Below are 18,745 nucleotides of genomic sequence, written 5' to 3' on the forward strand. Positions count from 1 at the left end.
GCCCGGGCGCCTCACCGTCTCCGTGCGTACTCAGCCGACTTGACGCCGCGTATGAGTGTGCGGAGCGCGTCGGGCGTGGTCCAAAGGACGGTGTCCGGCTCGTCGCTCTCACGGATGCGGAGGGTGCCGTCACCGGCTGCGGCGACGTAGACGCAGGACGAGGCCTGCTCACTGTACGAGGACTTCTGCCAGTTCAGCGCTGACATGGAGGGGGTCCACCTTTCAGGTCGAAGCGAGGATGCTGTTTACGAGGTCCCTCGACCGGTTCGCCGGCAGGGCCACCTCTTCCATACGGTCAAGGACCTGTCGGTACACCTCCAGCTGTGCCGGGGAGTCCACGATGTCGCCGCCGTGCGTCGTGTCGATCTGTACCGTGTCGAGCTGCGTGACGGGCCCGTACACGTAGTCGACCCCACGAGCCGAACTGGGGAACTGCCCCGCGCCGAAGGGGATCACCTGGATGGTGACGTTCCCCCGGTCGCTGATCGCCAACAGGTGTTCGAGCTGGCTGCGAGCGACCGCCGCGCCGCCGAACTGCATGCGCAGGGCGGCTTCATGGATGATCGCCGTGTACGGCGGGGGGTCGTCCCGGTAGAGGACTGCCTGCCGTTTGATCCGGTAGGAGACACGGTGCTCGATCTCGTGCGGGAGCAGTCGTGGAACCGCACCGTCGAACAGTGCCCGGGCCTGGTCCGTCGTCTGCAGAAGTCCGGGGATGTTGACGATTTGTGCCACGCGGAGGGCCGTCGCGTGGTGCTCGATTTCGGCGAGGTCGAGGAAGCCGGTCGGAAGGATCTCCCGGTACTCCTCCCACCAACCACGCTTGCGCTCGCCGGTCATTCCGGCGAGCGCGTCGACCAGCGCCGCGTCAGTGCAGTCGTAATGACGGGCCAGTGCCCGCACCCGGTCGGCGCTGACGCCGTACCGCCCGGCCTCGATGTTGCTGATCCGGGACTGGGTGACCCCGAGCCGTGCCGCTGCGCCTGTCGCGGACAGGTCCGCCCGTTCGCGCAGCCTCCGCAACTCGGTACCCAGGCGTCGTCGCCGAACCGTTGACGGCGGGTGGGGCGTCGGCATCGTTCTCCCTTGCTCGCACACAGTGCCCTGGCGTCACCCCATCGAGGGGAAGTGTGTCGTAGACCATCAATTTCTAGAAAGTATTCCATGGAAAGTCGCTACGGTTGCGAACAAGCCAACCGGCCGCGTGCCCATCGGGCCGCAAATCGCCCTCCCCGCAGGAGACTTCCATGCTCACCGTAGCCCCGGGCTGGACCTACGCCCTCCACCTCCCGCACGATCCCCGCGCTCCGCGTATCGCCCGTACAACCTTGCGAGCCGTGCTCGACAGCCATGCCATGGGCGAACTCGCCGAGATCGCCGAGCTGCTGGCCTCCGAGCTGGTGACCAACGCCTACCGGCACACCGACGGACCGTCGTCCATGCGCCTGCGCGGCTCGGCGGGCGGACGGCTGCGGGTGACGGTCCGGGACACCGACCCGACGGTCCCGGCACCGTTCGACCGCTCCCCGCACTCGGCCGGAGTGGCGATCGCAGCCGACGCGGCCGGGGCACCGGAGACCGCAGCCAGTACGGCCGAGGCGCCGGACACCGAGGCCGACGGCGGGCGCGGGCTGGAGATCGTGCGGCTGTGCGCGGACAACTGGGGCAGTTGCCTGCTGGGGAGCGGACGTGACGACAACGGCCGCCCCGGGCGGGGGCCACGCGGCAAGCTGCTGTGGGTCGAGCTGGTACAACGAACCCGGTTCGTCATGGCGGCATGAGCGGACCGGCTCCAGCCACGCGGGCCGGTCCCTGGAAGACACGCGGGCCGGCCCTGGAAGAATGGCCGCGGCCGACCGGCCGGGCGATCGAAGCTGGGGAGCGCCGTGATCCGCGATCTGTACAACGTCCGCACCGTACCGGCGGAGCCGGGCACCACTCCGCTGACCCCGGAGGAGGAACGGCGGACCACGGCCGTCTTCTTCGCCGAGATCGGCACCAAGGTGGCCGAACACGGCTGGACCCGCTTCCCGGCCCACACGCCCGAGCAGCGCCGGCGACTCCTCCGCGTCGGCGAGATGCTGAGCGAGCACTGGGGCACGCCCGTGTCGGTGCTGGCGGAGGACGAGTGCTCGATGCGCTTCTCCCTCCCCGGCCACGAACTGCCGCCGTCGGCAGGAACGGCGCAGCACGAGCGGTAGGCCGGGGGGCCCGGCACACTTGCCGGCCCGGTCAGGGCAGCAGGGTTCGTGCCTCTTCCCGCGCCTCGGCGATCGGGGCGGGAAAGACGCGCAGACCATGAGCCACCAGCGCCCCCTCGTGCAGGAGCATCAGGGTTCGGCCCAGGCGCTCCGGGTCCGGCACGGGCAGCCCGCGGGCCAGGTCCGTGAAGAGGTCGAGCATCCACCGCTTCTGGCCGGTGATGATCCCGTAGGCGGGGTGTGCCGGGTCGCTGATCTCGGCGTGGGCGTTCACCATGCTGCACCCCTTGGAACTGTGCTCGGCCGCCCATGACTCCGACGCGTCGAAGACGGCCAGGATCCGGTCGGCCGGAGGGCCGGCGCCGTCGAGGCGTTCGGCGAGGTACGCGCGCCAGCGTTCGTCGCGGGCCGCCAGGTATTCCACGACGATCTGCTCCTTCGAGCCGAACCGGTCGTAGAGCGTCTTCTTCGTGACGCCCGCCTCGGCCGCGATCAGGTCCACGCCGACCGCGTGGATGCCCCGCTCATAGAAGAGCCGTTCCGCCGCCACGAGGGCCCGCCGGGCGCCGGGCGTCATGGTGATCCGTCGGGGCTGTGCTGTCTCGGCCATGCCGTTCAGTATACCGACCTGTATAGTGGGGAGCCAGTAAACCGATCTGTCTAGTCGTACGGGAGTGAGCCAAGTCGTGAACCTCCTGCTCTCCGGGGCCTTCGTCCTCTGCTGGAGTTCCGGATTCATCGGTGCCAAGCTCGGCGCCGGCAGCGCGGGCGCGGTGACCGTGCTGATGTGGCGGTTCCTGCCGCTGGCCCTCGTTCTCGTACTCGTCGCCCTGCTGCTGGACCGGGCGCCGTGGCGCGGTCTCCGTCCCCGCGACGGCGGGCGGCAGGTCCTGATCGGCGCGCTGTCGCAGAGCGGCTATCTGCTCACCGTCTACTACGCCATCCAGCTCGGCGTCTCCAGCGGCACGACCGCCCTGATCGACGGCACCCAGCCGCTGGTCGCGGGCGCACTGGCGGGGCCTCTGCTGCGGCAGTACGTCACCGCCCGGCAGTGGCTCGGCCTGTGCCTCGGACTGGCCGGGGTCGCCGTGGTCACCACGGCGGACGCGTCTGCGGCCGCCGGCGTGGTCTGGTGGGCGTATCTCGTGCCGTTCGCCGGGATGCTGTCCCTGGTGGCGGCCACCATGCTGGAGAGCCGCTCGCGCCACCGCGTCGAGCCCAGGGTCGCCCTCACCGTCCACTGCGCCACCAGCGCGGCCGTCTTCACCGGTCTCGCCGTGGTGACGGGTGCCGCGGTCCCGCCCGCCGAGCCGTCGTTCTGGCTCGCGGTCGGCTGGCTCGTCGTGCTCTCCACCTTCGGCGGCTACGGCCTCTACTGGCTGGTGCTGCGCCGGTCCGGCGTCATGCGGGTGAACACCCTGATGTTCCTGATGGCACCGGTCACCGCGGTGTGGGGCGCACTGATGTTCGGGGAGCCGTTCGGGCCGCAGACGGCGATCGGGCTGGCGATCGGGCTGGCCGCGGTGGCGGTCGTCCACCGGACGGGCGGGGCACGCCGATCCGGCACCGGCCGGCCGGTGTCCGAAGACGGGCTCCGGACGCTCGGCGGACGCGGAGGCGGGGGCAGCGGCGGCGGGGTGTGGTTCCCGCCGGGCGGGACAGCTCGGGTCCGCGTCCGGCTCAGCCGGCGCAGAGCAGCCGTGTCTCGCTGCCCGGGATCCCCTTGGCCCACCAGTGGTCGTAGCGCTGGTACGCCCTCGGCTCGCGGTCGGCGAGGAACGTGACGAGCGACTCGGCTTCCGCGGCCAGCCCCTCCCAGACAGGGGCGGCGAGGGGGTGGAACGCGGTGGCCTCGACGCCCCCGTCGACGGGACGCCAGACGCCGGCGACGTGGCCGTCGACCAGCAGCGTGGGCAGCACATCGCCGTTGACGCGCGTGACGAGCTTGCGGTACGCGGGCGGTATGACGCGGCCGCGGTCGGCGTAGGCCAACAGCACGCTGTCCCACATCGCCATCAGCCGCGGCGGGGCGGGGATGTCACCGGGCGGCCTCGGCGCGCCGGGGACGTCGTACAGCACCGTGTCGCCGGGCCCCCGCAGCTCCACCAGTTCGCCGGCGAGCGCCCGGACGGCCGCTGTGGCCCTGTCCCGCCGGACCAGCGTGAACTGCGCGATGTCCGCCACCGACGCCGGGCCGAAGCCCGCGAGGTAGCGCCGGACCAGCGCCTGGAGTCCCCGGGCGGCGACGTCGGGATCCGCCGGTCCGGGCCGTTCGCCGGCCGCGACGTACGAGGGTCTGGCGCCGAACGACCAGGGCCCGCCCGTCGGCGCGTGCCACAGCGGCGCGTACTGCCGCAGCATCCGCTGTGCCGCCGGATCCGCCGGCCCGCCGAGCTGCTCGCCGAGCCAGGCTGCTGTCTCGGCGGCGGTCCGCGGCCGGTCGGCGTACGCCAGCAGACCCGGGATCAGGACGCCCGCGTCGTCGGCGGTGAGCCCGGAGGCTCTGAAGCGGGAGTCGCCGAGTCTGGAGGCGCGCAGGGTCGGCTCCATGGCCTCACGGAAGATCCGGTAGTCCTCGGCGTGGACCAGGTGCAGGGTGATCCGCATCAGCGTCGCCTTCACGGTCCGGAAACCCGCCACGGCGGCGTCGAGGTCCGCCGGGTCGAAGCCGCTGAGCCTGTTCCACAGCGCGATGTACGGCGAGGCCGGCTGCTGCGCCTGGAGCGCGACCACGCGCCGCACCGCTTCCTCGACGCCGAGGGGCTCGCGGCCCAGCAGCAGCTGACGGGCGAGCGTGGCGCGGTTGAGTTCCCGTGCGGTGGTGCTCATGCGGCCCCGCCCGCCCGGAGAAGGGTGACGCCCGCGGCCGCGCAGTCGTCCTCCAGGTCCGCCGGGGCGTCGCCGTCCGTCACCAGCGTCCAGCCGCCGGGGAGTTCCGCCCAGGCGGGGACGTCGGCCACGGCGAGCTTGGTGGAGTCCGCCAGCACGACGACCCGGTCGGCCCGTGCCGCGACCCGTTCCTTGACCGCCGTCTCCTCCAGCGTCGGCTCCCCCACGCCGCGGTGCGGGTCGACGGCGTCGGCGCCGAGGAAGGCGACCGAGAACGACAGCCGGTCCAGGGCCAGATCCGTCAGCGGTCCGACGAGTCCGTGGCTGAGCGGCCGGACCTGCCCGCCCAGCATCACCACATCGATTTGCGGCGACTCGGCGAGCACCGCGGCGGTTTCGAGCCCCCGGGTGGCGACGAGGGCGCGTCCGCTCGCCGCCTCGGCCAGCCGCCGGGCCAGCGCCGCGCAGGTCGTTCCGGCGTCGACGAACACCGCGCCGGTGTCCGGCACCAGCTCCAGCGCCACCTCCGCGACAGCGGCCTTCGCCCGGCGCCGGACCAGTGCGCTCTCGCCGACCGGCCGCTCGTGGAAGGCGTCCGGCACGACGGCTCCGCCGTACGTCCGCGCCACCTTCCGGTCCTCGGTGAGCCGGCCGAGGTCGCGCCGGACCGTGGAGGGTGACACGGCCAGGACGGCGGCGAGCTTTTCGACCTGCGTCGTTCCCTCACGCAGCAGCCGGAGCAGTTGCTCGTGCCGCTCCCGGGTGCTCCGCCGTGCGGCGCGCTGCGCCATCCCTGTCTCCGTTCCTCTCGTCGCGCCGCCGGGCGCGAGCCGCCGCTCGGCCCGCCGTGGTCCGTGTCAGCCGTAGGTCTTGCGGATCAGCGGTGCGAACGGGCTGTAGTCGACCGCCGCACGATACGCCGACAGCATCGTGCCGTGGTCGGCGCGGCCGGTTCCCGCGATGTCGAAGGCCGTGCCGTGGTCGACGGAGGTGCGCAGGATCGGCAGGCCGACGGTGACGGAGATGGTGCCGTCGAAGTCGTATGTCTTGGCCGGGATGTGGCCCTGGTCGTGGAAGTGCGACAGCACGCCGTCGAACCGTCCGGTGAGCCCCTGGTGGAAGACCGAGTCGGCGGGGACCGGACCGGTGACGTCCAGCCCGTCGGCGCGGGCCGCCTCGCAGGCGGGGGCGATGTGCAGGATCTCCTCGTCCCCGAAGGCGCCGTTCTCGCCGCCGTGCGGGTTGACGGCCGCGACGGCGAGCCGGGGCTGTTCCGTGCCGAACACGCGCAGGGCGGTGACGGCCTCGCGGATGGAGCCCGCGATCCGCTCCTCGGTGAGCTGGTCCAGCGCCTTGCGCAGCGCCACATGCCGGGTGGTGAAGAAGATCCGCAGATGGTGGCCCGGGACCGCGGTGTTGCGCACCACGAACATGGTGTCCTGGCGGGTCACACCGGTCAGCTCGCCGAGCATCTCGGTGTGGCCGAGGTGTTCCGAACCGGCCTGCCAGATCGCCTCCTTGTTGATCGGCCCCGTCACGATCCCGGCGACGGAGCCGTCGAGGGCGGCCTTGGTGGCGGTCTCGATCGCGGCGACGGCGGCGCGGCCCGCGCGGGCGTCGACCGTGCCCCACGCGGGCACGTCCGAGCCCAGCACGCCGGTGTCGACGATGTCGATCACCCCGGGGCCGGCGGGCTCGGTGTCGAAGCCGCTCACCTCGCGGACCTCGACGTCGAGGCCCGCCGCCACGGCTCCGCGGCGCAGCGCCTCGGTGTCACCGACGGCGACACCGTGGTGGTCCGGCCGCCCGGCGACCTCGGCGAGCGTGCGTGCGGTGATCTCGGGGCCGATGCCGACCGGGTCGCCGAGTGTGAGGGCGAGGACGGGACGGGTCACGGGTTTCTCCTCTGGGTGGTTCCGGTGGTTCTGGACCGTTCTTGCCCGGTCAGGGCTGTTCGCTCGCGGGGCCCGCGGGCGGGGCCGCCCGTGCCTGGCGGCGGTTGACCGCCGCCGCTCGTCTCAGGTGTCCGACGCAGTCGACCACGGTGCCGGCGTCACCGACCAGGCCGCCCTTGGTGACGACCGGCAGCCCGGCCCACGGGCCGCCGACGAAGCTGCCGGCCACCGCGAGCGGCACGATCTCGTCCTCGACGTCGAGCCCGGCGGCGGAGAGTTCGGCGAAGACCGCCGCCGAGACGTCACCCCCGGTGGCGAACAGCCCGTCGACGGGGTGGCGTTCGAGCGCGGTACGGACCGTGCGGGCCAGGGCCGAGGGCAGTTGCCCGGCCTCTTCCGGCGTGGTGTCGACGACATCCGTGTCGTCGAGGACCGTGGCGAGCAGAACGACCTGGCCCGGGGCGGCCTCCGCCAGGGCACGGGTCAGATCGCCGGCCGTCGCCGCGACATCGGGGAGGACGGAGCGCCGGGTCCCCGCGCCCGCGGCCCGGCCCGGCCGCGGGCGGACGGTGACGACCTGCTCCTCGGCGGCGAGACGGGCCAGCTGGGCGCGGGTCAGGGCGGTGGTGGAACCGGACACGGCCAGCAGCGGAAAGCCCTCGGACCGTCCGGTGAGGCCGAGCGCCCGGGCCAGCGCCACGGAGCCGGGGCCGCAGTCGACGCCGACCCAGCTCGTGCCGGCGGGCGCGGCGGCGACCGCCGCGGCGGCGGCCCGGTCCAGGTGGTCGGTGGTCAGGGCGTCCACGACGATCACGTCCACGCGCTCGTCCAGCAGCTTCCGCACCCGGCCGCGGAGCTGCTGCCCGTCGGCCGTGACGGCGGACAGCGGCAGATGCCCGATCCGCAGGGCCGGGGCCTGCCTGCCCAGCAGTTCCGCGATGTCGGAGGAGGGCAGCGGCGAGCGCGGGTCGCGGGCCAGCTCGGTCTCCTCCAGCCGTACGCCGTCCAGGAGCTGGGTGCCCTGCACGGTGTGCCGGCCCGCCTCGGGGTGCGCCGGGGCGCACAGCGCGACGGCATGCCGGCCGGAACTCTCCCGCACGGCGCGCAGCGTGGCCTCGGTGGTGGCGCCCGGATTGCCCCGCAGGGTGGAGTCGACGCGGTTGCTGACCAGCGTGGCGGGTCCGCCGCGGCGGACGGCAGCGGTGACCCGGCGTGCCGCTTCGCCGGGCGGGCAGTGCCGGCAGTCGGTGCTGACGACCACCGCGTCGAAGCGAGCGGTGAGGTCGGGGAGCACGCCGAGGTCCTGGTCGGCGCCGACCGTGACGGAGCGCAGTCCGGCACGGGCGAAGCCCGCCGCTGTGGCGTTCGCTCCGGTGAGGTCGTCGGCGACGACCAGGACCGCCGCCGGGCTGCTCATGGATTCGGGCACGGGCTCGCTCCCGGTCTCGCCGCTCACAGGAGGGTGCTCGCGATCAGGAGCAGCGGCAGCGACCCCAGCCACACGGCGGTGGTGATGCCGGACCAGCCGCGCAGGGCGGCGACACCGTCGAGCCCGGTGAACCGGGTCACCACCCAGAAATAGGAGTCGTTGAAGTAGCTGAACACCATGGACCCGGCGCAGCAGGCCAGGGCCGCGAGCAGCGGGGAGATGCCGAGCCCGGCGACCAGCGGAGCGGTGACGGAGGCCGCGGTGATCATGGCGACGGTGCCGGACCCCTGGGCGACGCGCACCAGGGAGGCTATGAGGAAGGGCACCAGGACACCGGGGAGGCTCCAGGAGGAGATGGCCTCGGCGAGTTCGTCACCGACACCGGTGTCGCGGAGCACCTGGCCGAGGGCGCCGCCCGCGCCGGTGATCAGGATGATCAGCCCTGCGGACGCGGCGGCCTCGGAGAGCCAGCCGCCGACCTGGCTGCGGGTGGTCCAGCGGGGCAGCAGCACATAGACCGCCAGCACGATGCCGATCAGAAGGGCCACCACGGGGCTGCCGACGAAGGCGAGCACACCGGCCACCGCGGACGGGGTGTAGTCCTCGCCCGCGAGGTCGCCCTGCGCGTTCTTGTCGACGGCGGTGACCACGGTGTTGGCGACGATCAGCAGCAGGGGGACCAGGAGCGGCAGGCTCGCGAGGCCCGCGCGGATCCGGTGGGGCTTCGCCCCGGCGGGCGGCTCGCCCAGGGCGGCGGCGGGGTCGTACGCCGGGTCCCGGCCCTCGCCGGCCGCGGCGGTGCCCGCTTCCGCGCCGCCCGTGGCGGCACCGCCCGTGCCGGCGGTGCCCGCGGTCACGGAGCCGTAGACCGCCTCGCGCACCTCGGGATCGAGGTCCTTCTCCAGCTTGGGCCCGATCCAGCGGGCGTAGCCGATCACGACCGGCAGCAGGACGACGGCGAACACCAGGCCCGCCAGCACCAGCGCGCCGAGGTCGGCCTCCAGGATGCCCGCCACTCCGAGCGGCCCCGGGGTCGGCGGAACCAGATGGTGGGTGAGCGTCATGCCGCAGCCCAGGGACAGCGCGAGCGTGACATAACCGGCCCGCTTGACCCGGGCGATGGAGCGCGCCAGCGGGTTCATGATGACGAAGCCGGAGTCGCAGAACACCGGGATCGACACCACGGCGCCCGTCGTGCCCATCGCCCACGGCTCCCTGCCCCTGCCCAACGCCCGGACGAAGGCCCGCGCGAGCGCGTCGGCGCCGCCGGAGACCTCCAGGATCTTGCCCAGTCCGACGCCGAGGCCGATGACGATGCCGATGGAACCCAGCGTCGTACCGAAGCCGTTGGTGATCGACTCCAGCACGTCCGTCACCGGTGCGCCGGCGACGAATCCGGTGACGAGGGCCGCCACGAGCAGCGCGACGAAGGCGTCGAGCCGGGTGCGCAGCACGATCACGATGATCGTGGCGATGCCGATCACGAGGGCCGCCAATAGTTGCAGATCCACGCTGATCCTCCTCGCCGGAAGCCCGGTCGGGCACGTCACTGGTACATCGGTCCGGCCATGATGCACCCGCTACATGCGCGGAACAAGCACTCGGAAGGGTTATCTTGCGGATTCTGCGCAACTTCGCGGACCCCCGGGGCAGCCGGAAGCCCGGAGTACGCCCCCGAGGGCCCCGGCAGAACCCGGTCCGGCCCCCGCCCGGCACGGCCCCCGCCATCGGTCCGCCGCGGCTCCGGCCGGATTCCGCCCCGGCTCCGGCCGACACCGGTCCGGCCCCCGATCCCGCCCCCGTCCCCGTCCGGGCCCGGTTCCAGCCCGCTCCGCCCCGGCCCCGGTTCCAGCCCGCTGCCGCCCCCGGCCCCGGTTCCAGCCCGCTGCCGCCCCCGGCCCCGTTCAGTCCTCCGTCATCGCCAGGAGCTTGGTGACCGTGTTCCAGTTGCGGGTCGTCGCCTCGGCGCCCAGCCGGCGCCGGTCGAGGAGCGGGCTGAGCCTGCTGCGCCCGAGGCCGTTCGGAAAGCGGCCGTAGAGCTCGCGGCCGCCGGCGGCGAGACGGTATTCGTCCGGGGCGTAGGACGACGGGTCGATCGCGTCGAGCGGTTCGGGGTCCGCCGGCGCGGACAGGAACGTGACGGTGTACTTCGCCGGGTCCGAGGCCGGGTCCGGGAACGGGTTGGCTTCGGCGGCGGCCCGCAGCTCGGCGGCGGTGCGGACCATGACGGTGACGGGGAAGCCGAAGCGGTCCTCGAGGGCCCGCCCGATCGCGGCCGCCAGTTCGGCCGGGTCCCGGTCGGCGCCGGTGAAGACGGCGTTGCCGCTCTGCAGCAGGGTGCGCACCCCGTCGAGGCCGAGCCCGCCCAGCAGCTCGCGCAGTTCCGCCATCGGGACCTTCTTGTTGCCGCCCACGTTGATACCGCGGAGCAGCGCCACGTACGTCGTCGTCATGGTCCGGACGCTACGCGAAACAGGCCCCGGCCTCGCCCGGAAACGGGTGGTGGGACGGGGTGCGCGGGGTTGGCGTCCGGTCATGACCCCCGGATCCGGCGACCACGCGGCCGCTGCTCACCCCTACACGCGCGACGACAAGGAGGACTTCACCGCGCTCTTCACGGACGAGGACGTCGCGCGCCGGATGGGCAGCGGCCCGCAGCCCGAGGCGGCGGTCCGCGCGCTGTTCCGGCGGGTGTTCGACGAGGTGTGTCCGCAGCGGCTGTTCGACGTCCGGGCGGTGCGGCGGCGGGCCGACGGCCGCTGCACCGGCCACGCGGAGATCAAGCCGACGGCGCAGTCGGGCGGTACGGGATCGTCTGCGCGCCGGCGCGGGAGGGCTGGGGCAGGGGCTGGGCACCGAACTGGCCCGCGCCCTCACGCGATACGGGTTCGGGGAGCTGGGGGCCGGACGCGGTGCACGCGACCGTCGCGGAGGAGAACACCGCGTCGCTGCCCCTGCTGGAGCGGATCGGCTACGACCGGGTGCGCGGCATCCGCGAGGACGACGGCAGCGTCACCCGGCTGCTGACGTGCGGGGCCGGCCGCGCGCGGGAAGCGGCGGACGGGGCACCGGAGTTCTGAGCCGCGCACGAGGGAGCAGTGGGGACGGGCACCCGGCCGCGCAGGGCGAAGCGGTGAGTACGGGCACCCGGCCGGCCACCACGCGGGTACGGCGGGCCCGAGGGCACCCGCGAACCCCGGGGCACCCCGAGGGCCGCGGGCCCGGGGCGCCCGCCGTACGAGGCCGGGCCACCGCACACGACCGGCCGCCGTGCCCGGTGGGGCGGGCACGGCGGCCGGTGCGGTGAGGCGGGTCGGCCCCGCGGCCGGTTACTCGACGACCTTCAGGAGCTTGTTCGGGGTGTCACCGGTCGGGTTGGAGATGGCGTCCGCGGTGGCGCCGTCGGTGAGCGCGGTGGCGACGTCGGCCGGGGTGGCGTCGTTGTGGCCGCCCAGGTAGACGGCGGCGGCGCCGACCACGTGCGGGGTCGCCATCGACGTACCGGAGATGGTGTTGGTGCCGGTGTCGCTGTCGTTCCAGGTGGAGGTGATCTCCGAGCCCGGGGCGTACAGGTCGACGACGCTTCCGTAGTTCGAGAAGCTCGACTGCGTGTCGCCCTCGGCGCTGGAGGCGACCGTGATGGCCTCCTCCACGCGGGCCGGGGAGCTGGAGCCCGCGTCGCTGGACTCGTTGCCCGCGGCCACACCGAAGGTGACACCGGCGGCGATCGCCTGGCGAACGGCCTCGTCGAGGGCCTCGTCGACGCCGCCGCCGAGGCTCATGTTGGCGACGGACGGGCCCGAGGCGTTCTCGGTGACCCAGTTGATGCCGGCGACGACCTGCTCGGTGGTGCCGGAGCCCTGGTCGTCGAGGACGCGGACCGCGACGACGTCCGCCTTCTTGGCGACGCCGTGCGCGGCACCGGCGATGGTGCCGGCGACGTGCGTGCCGTGGCCGTTGCCGTCGTCGGCCGACTCGTCGCCGTCGATGGCGTCGAAGCCGTGGCTGGCGCGGCCCTCGAAGTCCTCGTGGGTGACACGGACGCCGGTGTCGATGACGTAGGCGGTGACGCCCTCACCCGCGCTGTCCGGGTAGTTGTAGGCGCCGTCACCCTCGGCCTCGGCCTGGTCGATGCGGTCCAGGCCCCAGGACGGCGGGTTCGACTGGGTGCCGCTGATCGTGAACTTCTTGTTGGCGACGACCTTGTCGACGGCCGGGTCGCCGGCGAGCTTCTTGGCCTCGGCCTCGGTCAGACCGCTGGCGGAGAAGCCGTCCAGGGCGCCGTAGTTGCGCTTGAGCGTGCCGCCGTACTCCTTGGCGAGGTCCTTCTTGCCGGTGGCCTCGAGGGTCTTCGCGCCGGCGTCGTCCTTGAGCATGACGACGTAGCTGCCGCTGATCGCCGTCTTGGCGTCGGTGCCGTAGACCTTGCCCTCGGCGGGGGCGGCTCCGGCCGGAAGGGCCATGAGCGTCGCGCCGGTCACCGCCGCGGCGGCGGTGATGGCGATGGTGAGCCGGCGCTTGCCGGAACGCTTGTGAGTAGCCATGAAGAGGGATCTCCTCGTGTGCTGTGTGGGGGGATGGAAGCGTTGCCGCAACTCGCCCGGTTCGCAGGAAGATGTGCGCCCCGGGTAGCTCGAAAGCCTGACCGATTGACGCGCTCAATTCAATGCGGAGATCAATGTTCGGCTATCGGTGTGGCACAGGTCACAACCAGTCGGTAACTTCAAATGACGCCATACCGGCTCCAGTTGGGGCGGAATCCCTCAACTCGGTTGGGTGTAAGGGGCCCCGACCGCCTCCGGTAGGGGTCCCGCCCACGCCAAAAGGCGGAGAAAGCGGGCCGCCGGTTCACCGGAGCGCAGGATGAACGGCGTCCCGGCCCGCCCTAGTTTGGTGTTGACGGGGCAGCGGTGAGGCGCCGCCGGCGTCATCACGGGATCCGCTCGGCGGGCGCGACCGGTGTCCGCCGGCCCGGCCCGCGCCGCTGCCGGAGCCGCACGGCGAAGAACTGCCCCGTACGACGAAGAACTGCCCCGCGGGGAGACCGCACCGGGGACGGCCTCCCCGCGGGGCGCGCGGGCAGAGGAGGGCGCGGGCGGCGAGCCGGAACGCGCCTTGACGCGTACGGCGGCGGCCGCACCGGGCCGGTGCGGCCGCCGCCTCGCGGTCACGGCCGAGCCCTCCGCCTCGCGCTCTCGGCCGAGCCCTCCGCCGCACGGTCACGGCCGAGCCCTTTGCCGCACGCCCGGGCCGAGCCCTCCGCCGTGCGCTCAGGCCGAGTCCCGCCGCCGTGCGCTCACGACGGCTGAGCCCCTGACCGTGCTCTCACGGCTGTGCTCTCACGGCCGTGCTCTCACGGCTGTGCCTCGCCGTGCGCGCACGGCCGGGTCACGGCTGCCGGAGCTCCGCCTCGATCAGGTCGGCCGCGCGGGACGTCCCGCCCTCGGCGGCCATCTCCCGGCGGAGTTCCGCGGACCGTTCGGCCACCCGCGGGTCACCGGTCAGGGCCAGCACCGCCTCGCGCAGTGCCTCGGGCGTGGCCTCCTCCATCGGCAGGTGGCGGGCGACGCCCAGCTCCTGGAGCAGGTCGGCGTTGGCGAACTGGTCGGCGGCCTGGGGCACCGCCACCATGGGAACGCCGCAGGCCAGCCCCTCCTGGGAGCCGCCCATCCCCGCGTGCGTGACGAACGCGTCGGCCTGCTTCAGGATCGCCAGCTGCGGCACCCAGGTGTGCACCTCGAAGTTGGCGGGGATTTCGCCGAGTTCGGCCGCGTCGGTGAACTTGCCGATCTGCAGCACCACATGCCAGCCGTCGAGACCGCCGAACGCCTCGATGCAGGCCCGGTAGAACCCGGGCTGCTTGGTGAAGCTGGAGCCCAGCGACACCAGGAGCACGCGTTCCGCGTCCGCCGGTCGTTCCCAGTCGCCCTGGTGAGCCCGGTCGCCCTGGCAGGGGCCGACGAAGGTGTACACGGACGGGTCGACGCGGTCGGCGTTGGGCTGCATGGCCCGCGGGATCAGCGCGACGCACCGCCGCGGCCGGCCGATGAGCCGGTCGGGGTCCGTGTGGTCCATGCCGTGCTCGTCGAGCCACGCCTGATAGCGCTCGAAGTACGCGATGCCGCGCGGGGTCTGCCGGACCGGCTCCCACATCGGCTCAGCGACCTCCTGCTCGTACCCTTCCCAGGCGACCATGCACGGGGAGAGCAGGACGGCGGGCACGCCCCAGCGGTGGGCGAGCACGGGTGCCGGATAGGCGGCGATGTCGTGCAGGACGAGATCCGGCTCGTCGCCCTCGTAGGCGGCGAGCTGCTGCGGCAGCGCCTGGATCGCGTCGTTCAGGAACGGCTCCACGTTGTCCAGCAACCCCTCCCCCCAGGCGTCCGGGTCGTCGTCCGTCGGCAGGGTGCTGCGGTAGACCTTGGGCTCGGCACCGGCGCCGGCGACGACGTCCGCCAGCTGCGGCGGGATGGCGTAGGTGACGCGGTGGCCGCGGGCGGCGAGTTCACGGACGACCTCCAGACTGGGGTTGACGTGACCGTGGGCGGCGATGCTGAACATCGCGATGTGGGCAGGCTTGCGAGCACGCTGCATGAGCGCACGCTCCTCGAGTGATGACGTACGGCACCGGGCCGCACGGAGGACAGACAGGGGCGCTGGTGACCGAGGCGTCGTCACTCGTAGATCTGGAAGGCCATGCCCGGAAGACTAGACGATACGCACCGTCTCGAACAATCGATTTCCCGGCGAGCCACCACGCCGACCGTCCCGCTGCCCCCGGCGCGCCCGCCCGGCACCCCTGTCCGGCGCCCCTGTGGCGGAGCGGCCCGGCATGCCTGCCCGGCGACCTTGTCCGGCGGAGCGGCCCGGCGTCCCGGGACCGGCGTCCTTGTCCCGCGGAGCGGCCCGGCGTCCCGACCGGCCCGCGCCCCGGCCACTGCCCCACGCCGCATCCGCTCTCCCGGAAGCCCTCCGCTCTCCCGGAAGCCCTCCGCTCTCCCGGGATTGCGCCGCCCCCCGGAACTGCGCCGCCCCCCGGAACTGCTCGGCTTCCCCGACAGCCCCCCGCTCCCCCGGCCCCGTCCGCCGCCGTCCGCCGCCGTGCGCCGGGCCCGGATTCCGTGTCCGGGACCGACGGCCGTTCACCGCTGGTAGCGGGCCAGCACGAGATTGCCGTCCCGTACCAGCCGGGTGCCCAGCTCCTCCATGCCGATCGCACCGCTGTAGAACTCCTGGAGCGCGGGCGTGGCGATCTTGTCCTTCCATTCCGGATAGCCGCGCACCGACTGGGCCGGGGCCGGATACAGCTCCCCGGCGAGCGCGGTGCCGGTCGCCCAGCCGTGCCGCTCGGTGTGCAGGGCCGGGTCCGCCAGCGCCTCGGTGGCGGTCGGCAGCATCCAGTCGCCGCGGGCGAGGCGTACCAGATTGCGGGGCCGGAGGAAGAAGGCGATGAACCGCACCGCCTCCTCCGGATACGGGCAGTCCCGCGCCACCGACAACGTCTGCGGGCTCACGCCCTGCCGCAGTCCCTCGCGCCCCGCGGGCGCCGGCAGCACCGTCCACGCGAATCCGTCCGGCGCCTGCTGTTCGACCTGCTGCCGGTACGAGAACCCGAGCGGCACCATCGCGTACTTCCCCGCGAAGAAGCCCGGCAGCGTGTCGGAGCCGCCCATGCCGAGCGTGCCGCGGGACGCCGAGCGGTCCGTGTTGACCTGGTCGTGCACGATCCCGGGCACCACCCGGTCGGCCGCGCCGAAACGGATCTCCGCCTTCCCGTCCGTGCCGCGGTGGAAGACCCGGCCGCCGGCGGAGAGCGAGAGGTTGAGCGTCGAGGAGACCGGTTCCTTGAGCGGCCAGGCGACGCCGAACGTGCCGCCCCGGGTCAGCTTCCGGGCGGCCGCGCGGAACTCCGGCCAGCTCCACGGGTCGTCCGGGGTCGGAATCCGTACGCCGCCGGCCGCCTCCAGCAGCTTCCGGTTGGCGATCAGGACCCGGGGCTCCTGGAGGAACGGCACCCCGTGGATTCCGCCGTCGAACGTCGCGGTGCGCCAGCTCCGTTCGGGGATCGACTCCCGCAGCCCGCGCGGGAGCAGCGGGCCGAGGTCGGTCAGATAGCCGCCGTAGGCGAAGTCGGCCAGGTCGTCGGAGGCGTCGTGGATGACGTCCGGCGCCTCGCCGCCCTCGAAGGCGGTCAGCAACTGGTCGTGCACGCTGTCCCAGCTGCCCTGGACATACTCCACCCGGACCCGCGGATTGGCCTCGTTCCACTCCCGGACGAGCTGTTTGTTGATCTCCACGGACTCCTGCTGCCAGGCCAGGGACTGGAAGCGGAGCCGGATCGTGCCGTCCGGCCCCCGCCGGTCGTCGCGGCCGGCGGCGCAGCCCGGCAGCAGCGCCGCGGCGGGTGCGGCCACGGCCGCGGACAGCAGGGCGCGCCGGCGCATCAGCTCTTCACCGCCCCGGTCAGCATTCCGCCGGTGATACGGCGCTGGATGACGGCGAACACGAGCAGCGAGGGCAGCGTCGCGAGGAACGCGGCGGCGGCGAGCGGCCCGAGGTCGGCGACGCCCTCCGCCCCGATGAAGTGGGTGAGGACGACCGGCATGGTCTGCTTCTCCGGTGACTTGAGCAGGACGAGCGCGAAGAAGAACTCGTTCCAGGCGGTGATGAACGCGAACATGGCCGTGGCGACGACTCCCGGGGCCAGCAGCGGCGCGGTGACCGACACCAGGGTGCGCAGCCGTCCCGCGCCGTCGACGGCCGCGGCCTCCTCCAGTTCGCGGGGCACCGCGCGGACGTAGCCGGTGAGCATCCACAGCGCGAACGGCAGCGACCAGACGACGTACACCATGATCAGTCCCGGCAGGGCGTTGATCAGGCGCAGCTCCTTGAGCACCAGGAACAACGGGATGATCACCAGTACGAACGGGAACGCCTGGCTGACCACCACCCACCCCGTGGCCGCCCGCGCCAGCCGGCCCCGGTGCCGCGCCATGACGTAGGCCATCGGGGTCGCGATCACGACGGCGATGACGGCGGCCGCGGTCGCCGCGAGCAGGCTGTTCCCGGCGGAGCGCAACAGCGGCTGCTCGTCGAACGCCTGGCGGAAGTTCGCCAGGGTCGGGTCCTCGGGCCACCAGGTGGGGTGCAGCGTGGCCAGCTCGCCCGGGGGCTTGAAGGCGGTGGACAGCAGCCACAGCAGCGGGAAGCCCAGGAAGACCAGATAGCACAGCAGCGCGAGGTGACGGCCCGCGCTGCCGGCCGTGCGGCGCGGCGAGCGGCGGGCGCCCGCCCCGGCGGTACGGGCCGTCATCGCGCCGCCTCCGTGCCGGTGTCCGCGGTGCGCGCCGGGGACCGGGCCGGGTCGGGGGCGGGGCGGCCGGAGCCGCGGCCGCGGTCACCGCGGAGGCTGCGGCGGCGGCTGCGGTCGTGGCGGCCGTCGTGGTCGCCGCGGAGGCTGCCGGCGAGATACACCGCCAGCAGGACGGAGATCACGGCGACCATCACACAGCCCATCGCTGCGGCGTAACCGTACTGCCCGTAACGGAAGGCCTCCTCGTACGCGAACAGCATCGGCAGCCGGGTGCGGCCGCCCGGGCCGCCGTTGGTGAGGACGTAGACCAGGGCGAAGGAGTTGAAGTTCCAGATGAAGTTGAGCGCGGTGATCGCAAGGGCGACCGGCTTCAGCGCGGGCCAGGTCACGCTGCGGAAGCGGCGCCAGGCACCGGCTCCGTCCATGGCCGCGGCCTCGTGCAGCTCGCGCGGGACGTTCTGGAGTCCGGCGAGCAGCGCGACGGTGGTCTGCGGCATGCCCGCCCAGATGCCGACCACGACGACGGCCGGGAGGGCGGTCGCCAGCCCGGTCAGCCAGTCGGTGCCGCCGCCGAGGTGCAGATCGCGCAGCGTCTCGTTGAGGATGCCCGCGTCGGGGTGGTAGACGAGCCGCCACATGATGCCGACGACGACCTCCGGCATCGCCCAGGGCACGATCGCGAGGGCGCGGACCAGCCAGCGGAAGCGCAGTTCCCGGTTGAGCAACTGCGCCAGACCGAGGGCCAGCAGGAACTGCGGGACGGTGACGCCCACCGCCCACATCAGGCCGATCCTGAAGGACTCCCAGAACAGGGTGTCCCGGAGCAGGTCCCGGAAGTTGAGCAGTCCCGTCCACGAGGTGGGCTCGGTGCGGCCGGACTGCGCGTCGGTGAAGGCCAGCGCGATGCCGTAGAGCAGCGGGCCGACGCTCAGGACCAGGATCGGTATGAGCGCGGGCAGCACCAGGAACCAGGCGCCGGGGAGGGAGCGGTCCACTCCCCCGCGCCCTGGCCCGGGCCCGCGGCTGTCCGGCCGCGGCGGGGCGGTCACGAGTGTCACGGCATCGGCTCCTCGGGGAC

General features: G+C 73.3%; 18 protein-coding genes. 4 read left to right on the forward strand and 14 right to left on the reverse strand.

Going from position 1 to position 18,745, the window contains the following annotated elements:
• Positions 1-11 precede the first annotated feature (11 nt).
• Positions 12-206 (reverse strand): DUF397 domain-containing protein, encoded by a 195-nt coding sequence (locus GCU69_RS11270; protein WP_098754208.1) that lies wholly within the window; start codon positions 204-206, stop codon positions 12-14.
• A 16-nt stretch (positions 207-222) separates the two neighbouring features.
• Positions 223-1,077 (reverse strand): helix-turn-helix domain-containing protein, encoded by an 855-nt coding sequence (locus GCU69_RS11275; RefSeq protein WP_156205836.1) that lies wholly within the window; start codon positions 1,075-1,077, stop codon positions 223-225.
• Between the two features lie 170 nt (positions 1,078-1,247).
• On the opposite strand from GCU69_RS11275, the gene GCU69_RS11280 reads away from it, so the two are divergent.
• Positions 1,248-1,781, forward strand: a complete 534-nt coding sequence (locus GCU69_RS11280) for an ATP-binding protein (protein WP_156205838.1) — start codon at positions 1,248-1,250, stop codon at positions 1,779-1,781.
• 105 nt (positions 1,782-1,886) lie between these two features.
• The gene (locus GCU69_RS11285; protein WP_156205840.1) at positions 1,887-2,201 is read left to right on the forward strand and encodes a hypothetical protein; all 315 of its coding nucleotides are present in this window, start codon (positions 1,887-1,889) and stop codon (positions 2,199-2,201) included.
• 31 nt (positions 2,202-2,232) lie between these two features.
• Here the strand turns inward: GCU69_RS11285 and GCU69_RS11290 are convergent, their stop codons facing one another.
• On the reverse strand, positions 2,233-2,811 hold the full coding sequence (locus GCU69_RS11290; RefSeq protein WP_156205842.1) for a TetR/AcrR family transcriptional regulator: 579 nt from the start codon (positions 2,809-2,811) through the stop codon (positions 2,233-2,235).
• Between the two features lie 76 nt (positions 2,812-2,887).
• On the opposite strand from GCU69_RS11290, the gene GCU69_RS11295 reads away from it, so the two are divergent.
• On the forward strand, positions 2,888-3,985 hold the full coding sequence (locus GCU69_RS11295) for a DMT family transporter (protein WP_098754203.1): 1,098 nt from the start codon (positions 2,888-2,890) through the stop codon (positions 3,983-3,985).
• On the opposite strand, the gene GCU69_RS11300 is transcribed toward GCU69_RS11295, so the two are convergent.
• The 6 genes from GCU69_RS11300 to GCU69_RS11325 all read right to left on the reverse strand — a co-directional run bounded on the left by GCU69_RS11300 (position 3,882) and on the right by GCU69_RS11325 (position 10,807).
• A complete protein-coding gene (locus GCU69_RS11300; protein ID WP_098754202.1) occupies positions 3,882-5,030 on the reverse strand; it encodes a winged helix DNA-binding domain-containing protein in 1,149 nt (382 codons plus the stop codon). The two genes, GCU69_RS11295 and GCU69_RS11300, sit on opposite strands and share 104 nt — an antisense overlap.
• Positions 5,027-5,821 carry a DeoR/GlpR family DNA-binding transcription regulator gene (locus tag GCU69_RS11305; RefSeq protein WP_156205844.1) on the reverse strand — a complete coding sequence of 265 codons (795 nt, stop codon included), beginning with the start codon at positions 5,819-5,821 and terminating at the stop codon, positions 5,027-5,029. Before GCU69_RS11305 ends, GCU69_RS11300 begins: the two co-directional genes overlap by 4 nt.
• 66 nt (positions 5,822-5,887) lie before the next feature.
• Positions 5,888-6,925 (reverse strand): 4-hydroxythreonine-4-phosphate dehydrogenase PdxA, encoded by a 1,038-nt coding sequence (pdxA, locus tag GCU69_RS11310; protein ID WP_098754200.1) that lies wholly within the window; start codon positions 6,923-6,925, stop codon positions 5,888-5,890.
• Positions 6,926-6,974: 49 nt separating this feature from the next.
• The gene (locus GCU69_RS11315) at positions 6,975-8,354 is read right to left on the reverse strand and encodes a four-carbon acid sugar kinase family protein (RefSeq protein WP_235978404.1); all 1,380 of its coding nucleotides are present in this window, start codon (positions 8,352-8,354) and stop codon (positions 6,975-6,977) included.
• Positions 8,355-8,377: 23 nt separating this feature from the next.
• Positions 8,378-9,865: a GntP family permease gene (locus GCU69_RS11320; protein WP_176604564.1), complete on the reverse strand. Its 1,488-nt coding sequence runs from the start codon at positions 9,863-9,865 to the stop codon at positions 8,378-8,380.
• A 393-nt stretch (positions 9,866-10,258) separates the two neighbouring features.
• Positions 10,259-10,807, reverse strand: a complete 549-nt coding sequence (locus tag GCU69_RS11325; RefSeq protein ID WP_156205846.1) for a DUF1697 domain-containing protein — start codon at positions 10,805-10,807, stop codon at positions 10,259-10,261.
• Positions 10,808-11,266: 459 nt separating this feature from the next.
• On the opposite strand from GCU69_RS11325, the gene GCU69_RS33595 reads away from it, so the two are divergent.
• The gene (locus GCU69_RS33595) at positions 11,267-11,434 is read left to right on the forward strand and encodes a hypothetical protein (protein ID WP_235978405.1); all 168 of its coding nucleotides are present in this window, start codon (positions 11,267-11,269) and stop codon (positions 11,432-11,434) included.
• A gap of 249 nt (positions 11,435-11,683) precedes the next feature.
• Here GCU69_RS33595 and GCU69_RS11335 read toward each other — a convergent pair whose 3' ends face one another.
• The 5 genes from GCU69_RS11335 to GCU69_RS11355 all read right to left on the reverse strand — a co-directional run bounded on the left by GCU69_RS11335 (position 11,684) and on the right by GCU69_RS11355 (position 18,716).
• Positions 11,684-12,898 carry a S8 family peptidase gene (locus tag GCU69_RS11335; RefSeq protein WP_156205847.1) on the reverse strand — a complete coding sequence of 405 codons (1,215 nt, stop codon included), beginning with the start codon at positions 12,896-12,898 and terminating at the stop codon, positions 11,684-11,686.
• Positions 12,899-13,742: 844 nt separating this feature from the next.
• Complete coding sequence (gene mgt, locus GCU69_RS11340) at positions 13,743-14,948, reverse strand: macrolide-inactivating glycosyltransferase (RefSeq protein WP_156205849.1); 1,206 nt, start codon at positions 14,946-14,948, stop codon at positions 13,743-13,745.
• A gap of 548 nt (positions 14,949-15,496) precedes the next feature.
• Entirely contained in the window at positions 15,497-16,798 is a 1,302-nt protein-coding gene (locus GCU69_RS11345) for an ABC transporter substrate-binding protein (RefSeq protein WP_156205851.1), read from the reverse strand.
• Positions 16,798-17,667 (reverse strand): carbohydrate ABC transporter permease, encoded by an 870-nt coding sequence (locus GCU69_RS11350; RefSeq protein ID WP_156205853.1) that lies wholly within the window; start codon positions 17,665-17,667, stop codon positions 16,798-16,800. The genes GCU69_RS11345 and GCU69_RS11350 overlap by 1 nt, the downstream gene beginning before the upstream one ends.
• On the reverse strand, positions 17,664-18,716 hold the full coding sequence (locus GCU69_RS11355) for a carbohydrate ABC transporter permease (RefSeq protein ID WP_408055791.1): 1,053 nt from the start codon (positions 18,714-18,716) through the stop codon (positions 17,664-17,666). The genes GCU69_RS11350 and GCU69_RS11355 overlap by 4 nt, the downstream gene beginning before the upstream one ends.
• Positions 18,717-18,745 lie beyond the last annotated feature (29 nt).

Source organism: Streptomyces lycii (genome assembly GCF_009735685.1).
Taxonomy (GTDB): domain Bacteria; phylum Actinomycetota; class Actinomycetes; order Streptomycetales; family Streptomycetaceae; genus Streptomyces; species Streptomyces lycii.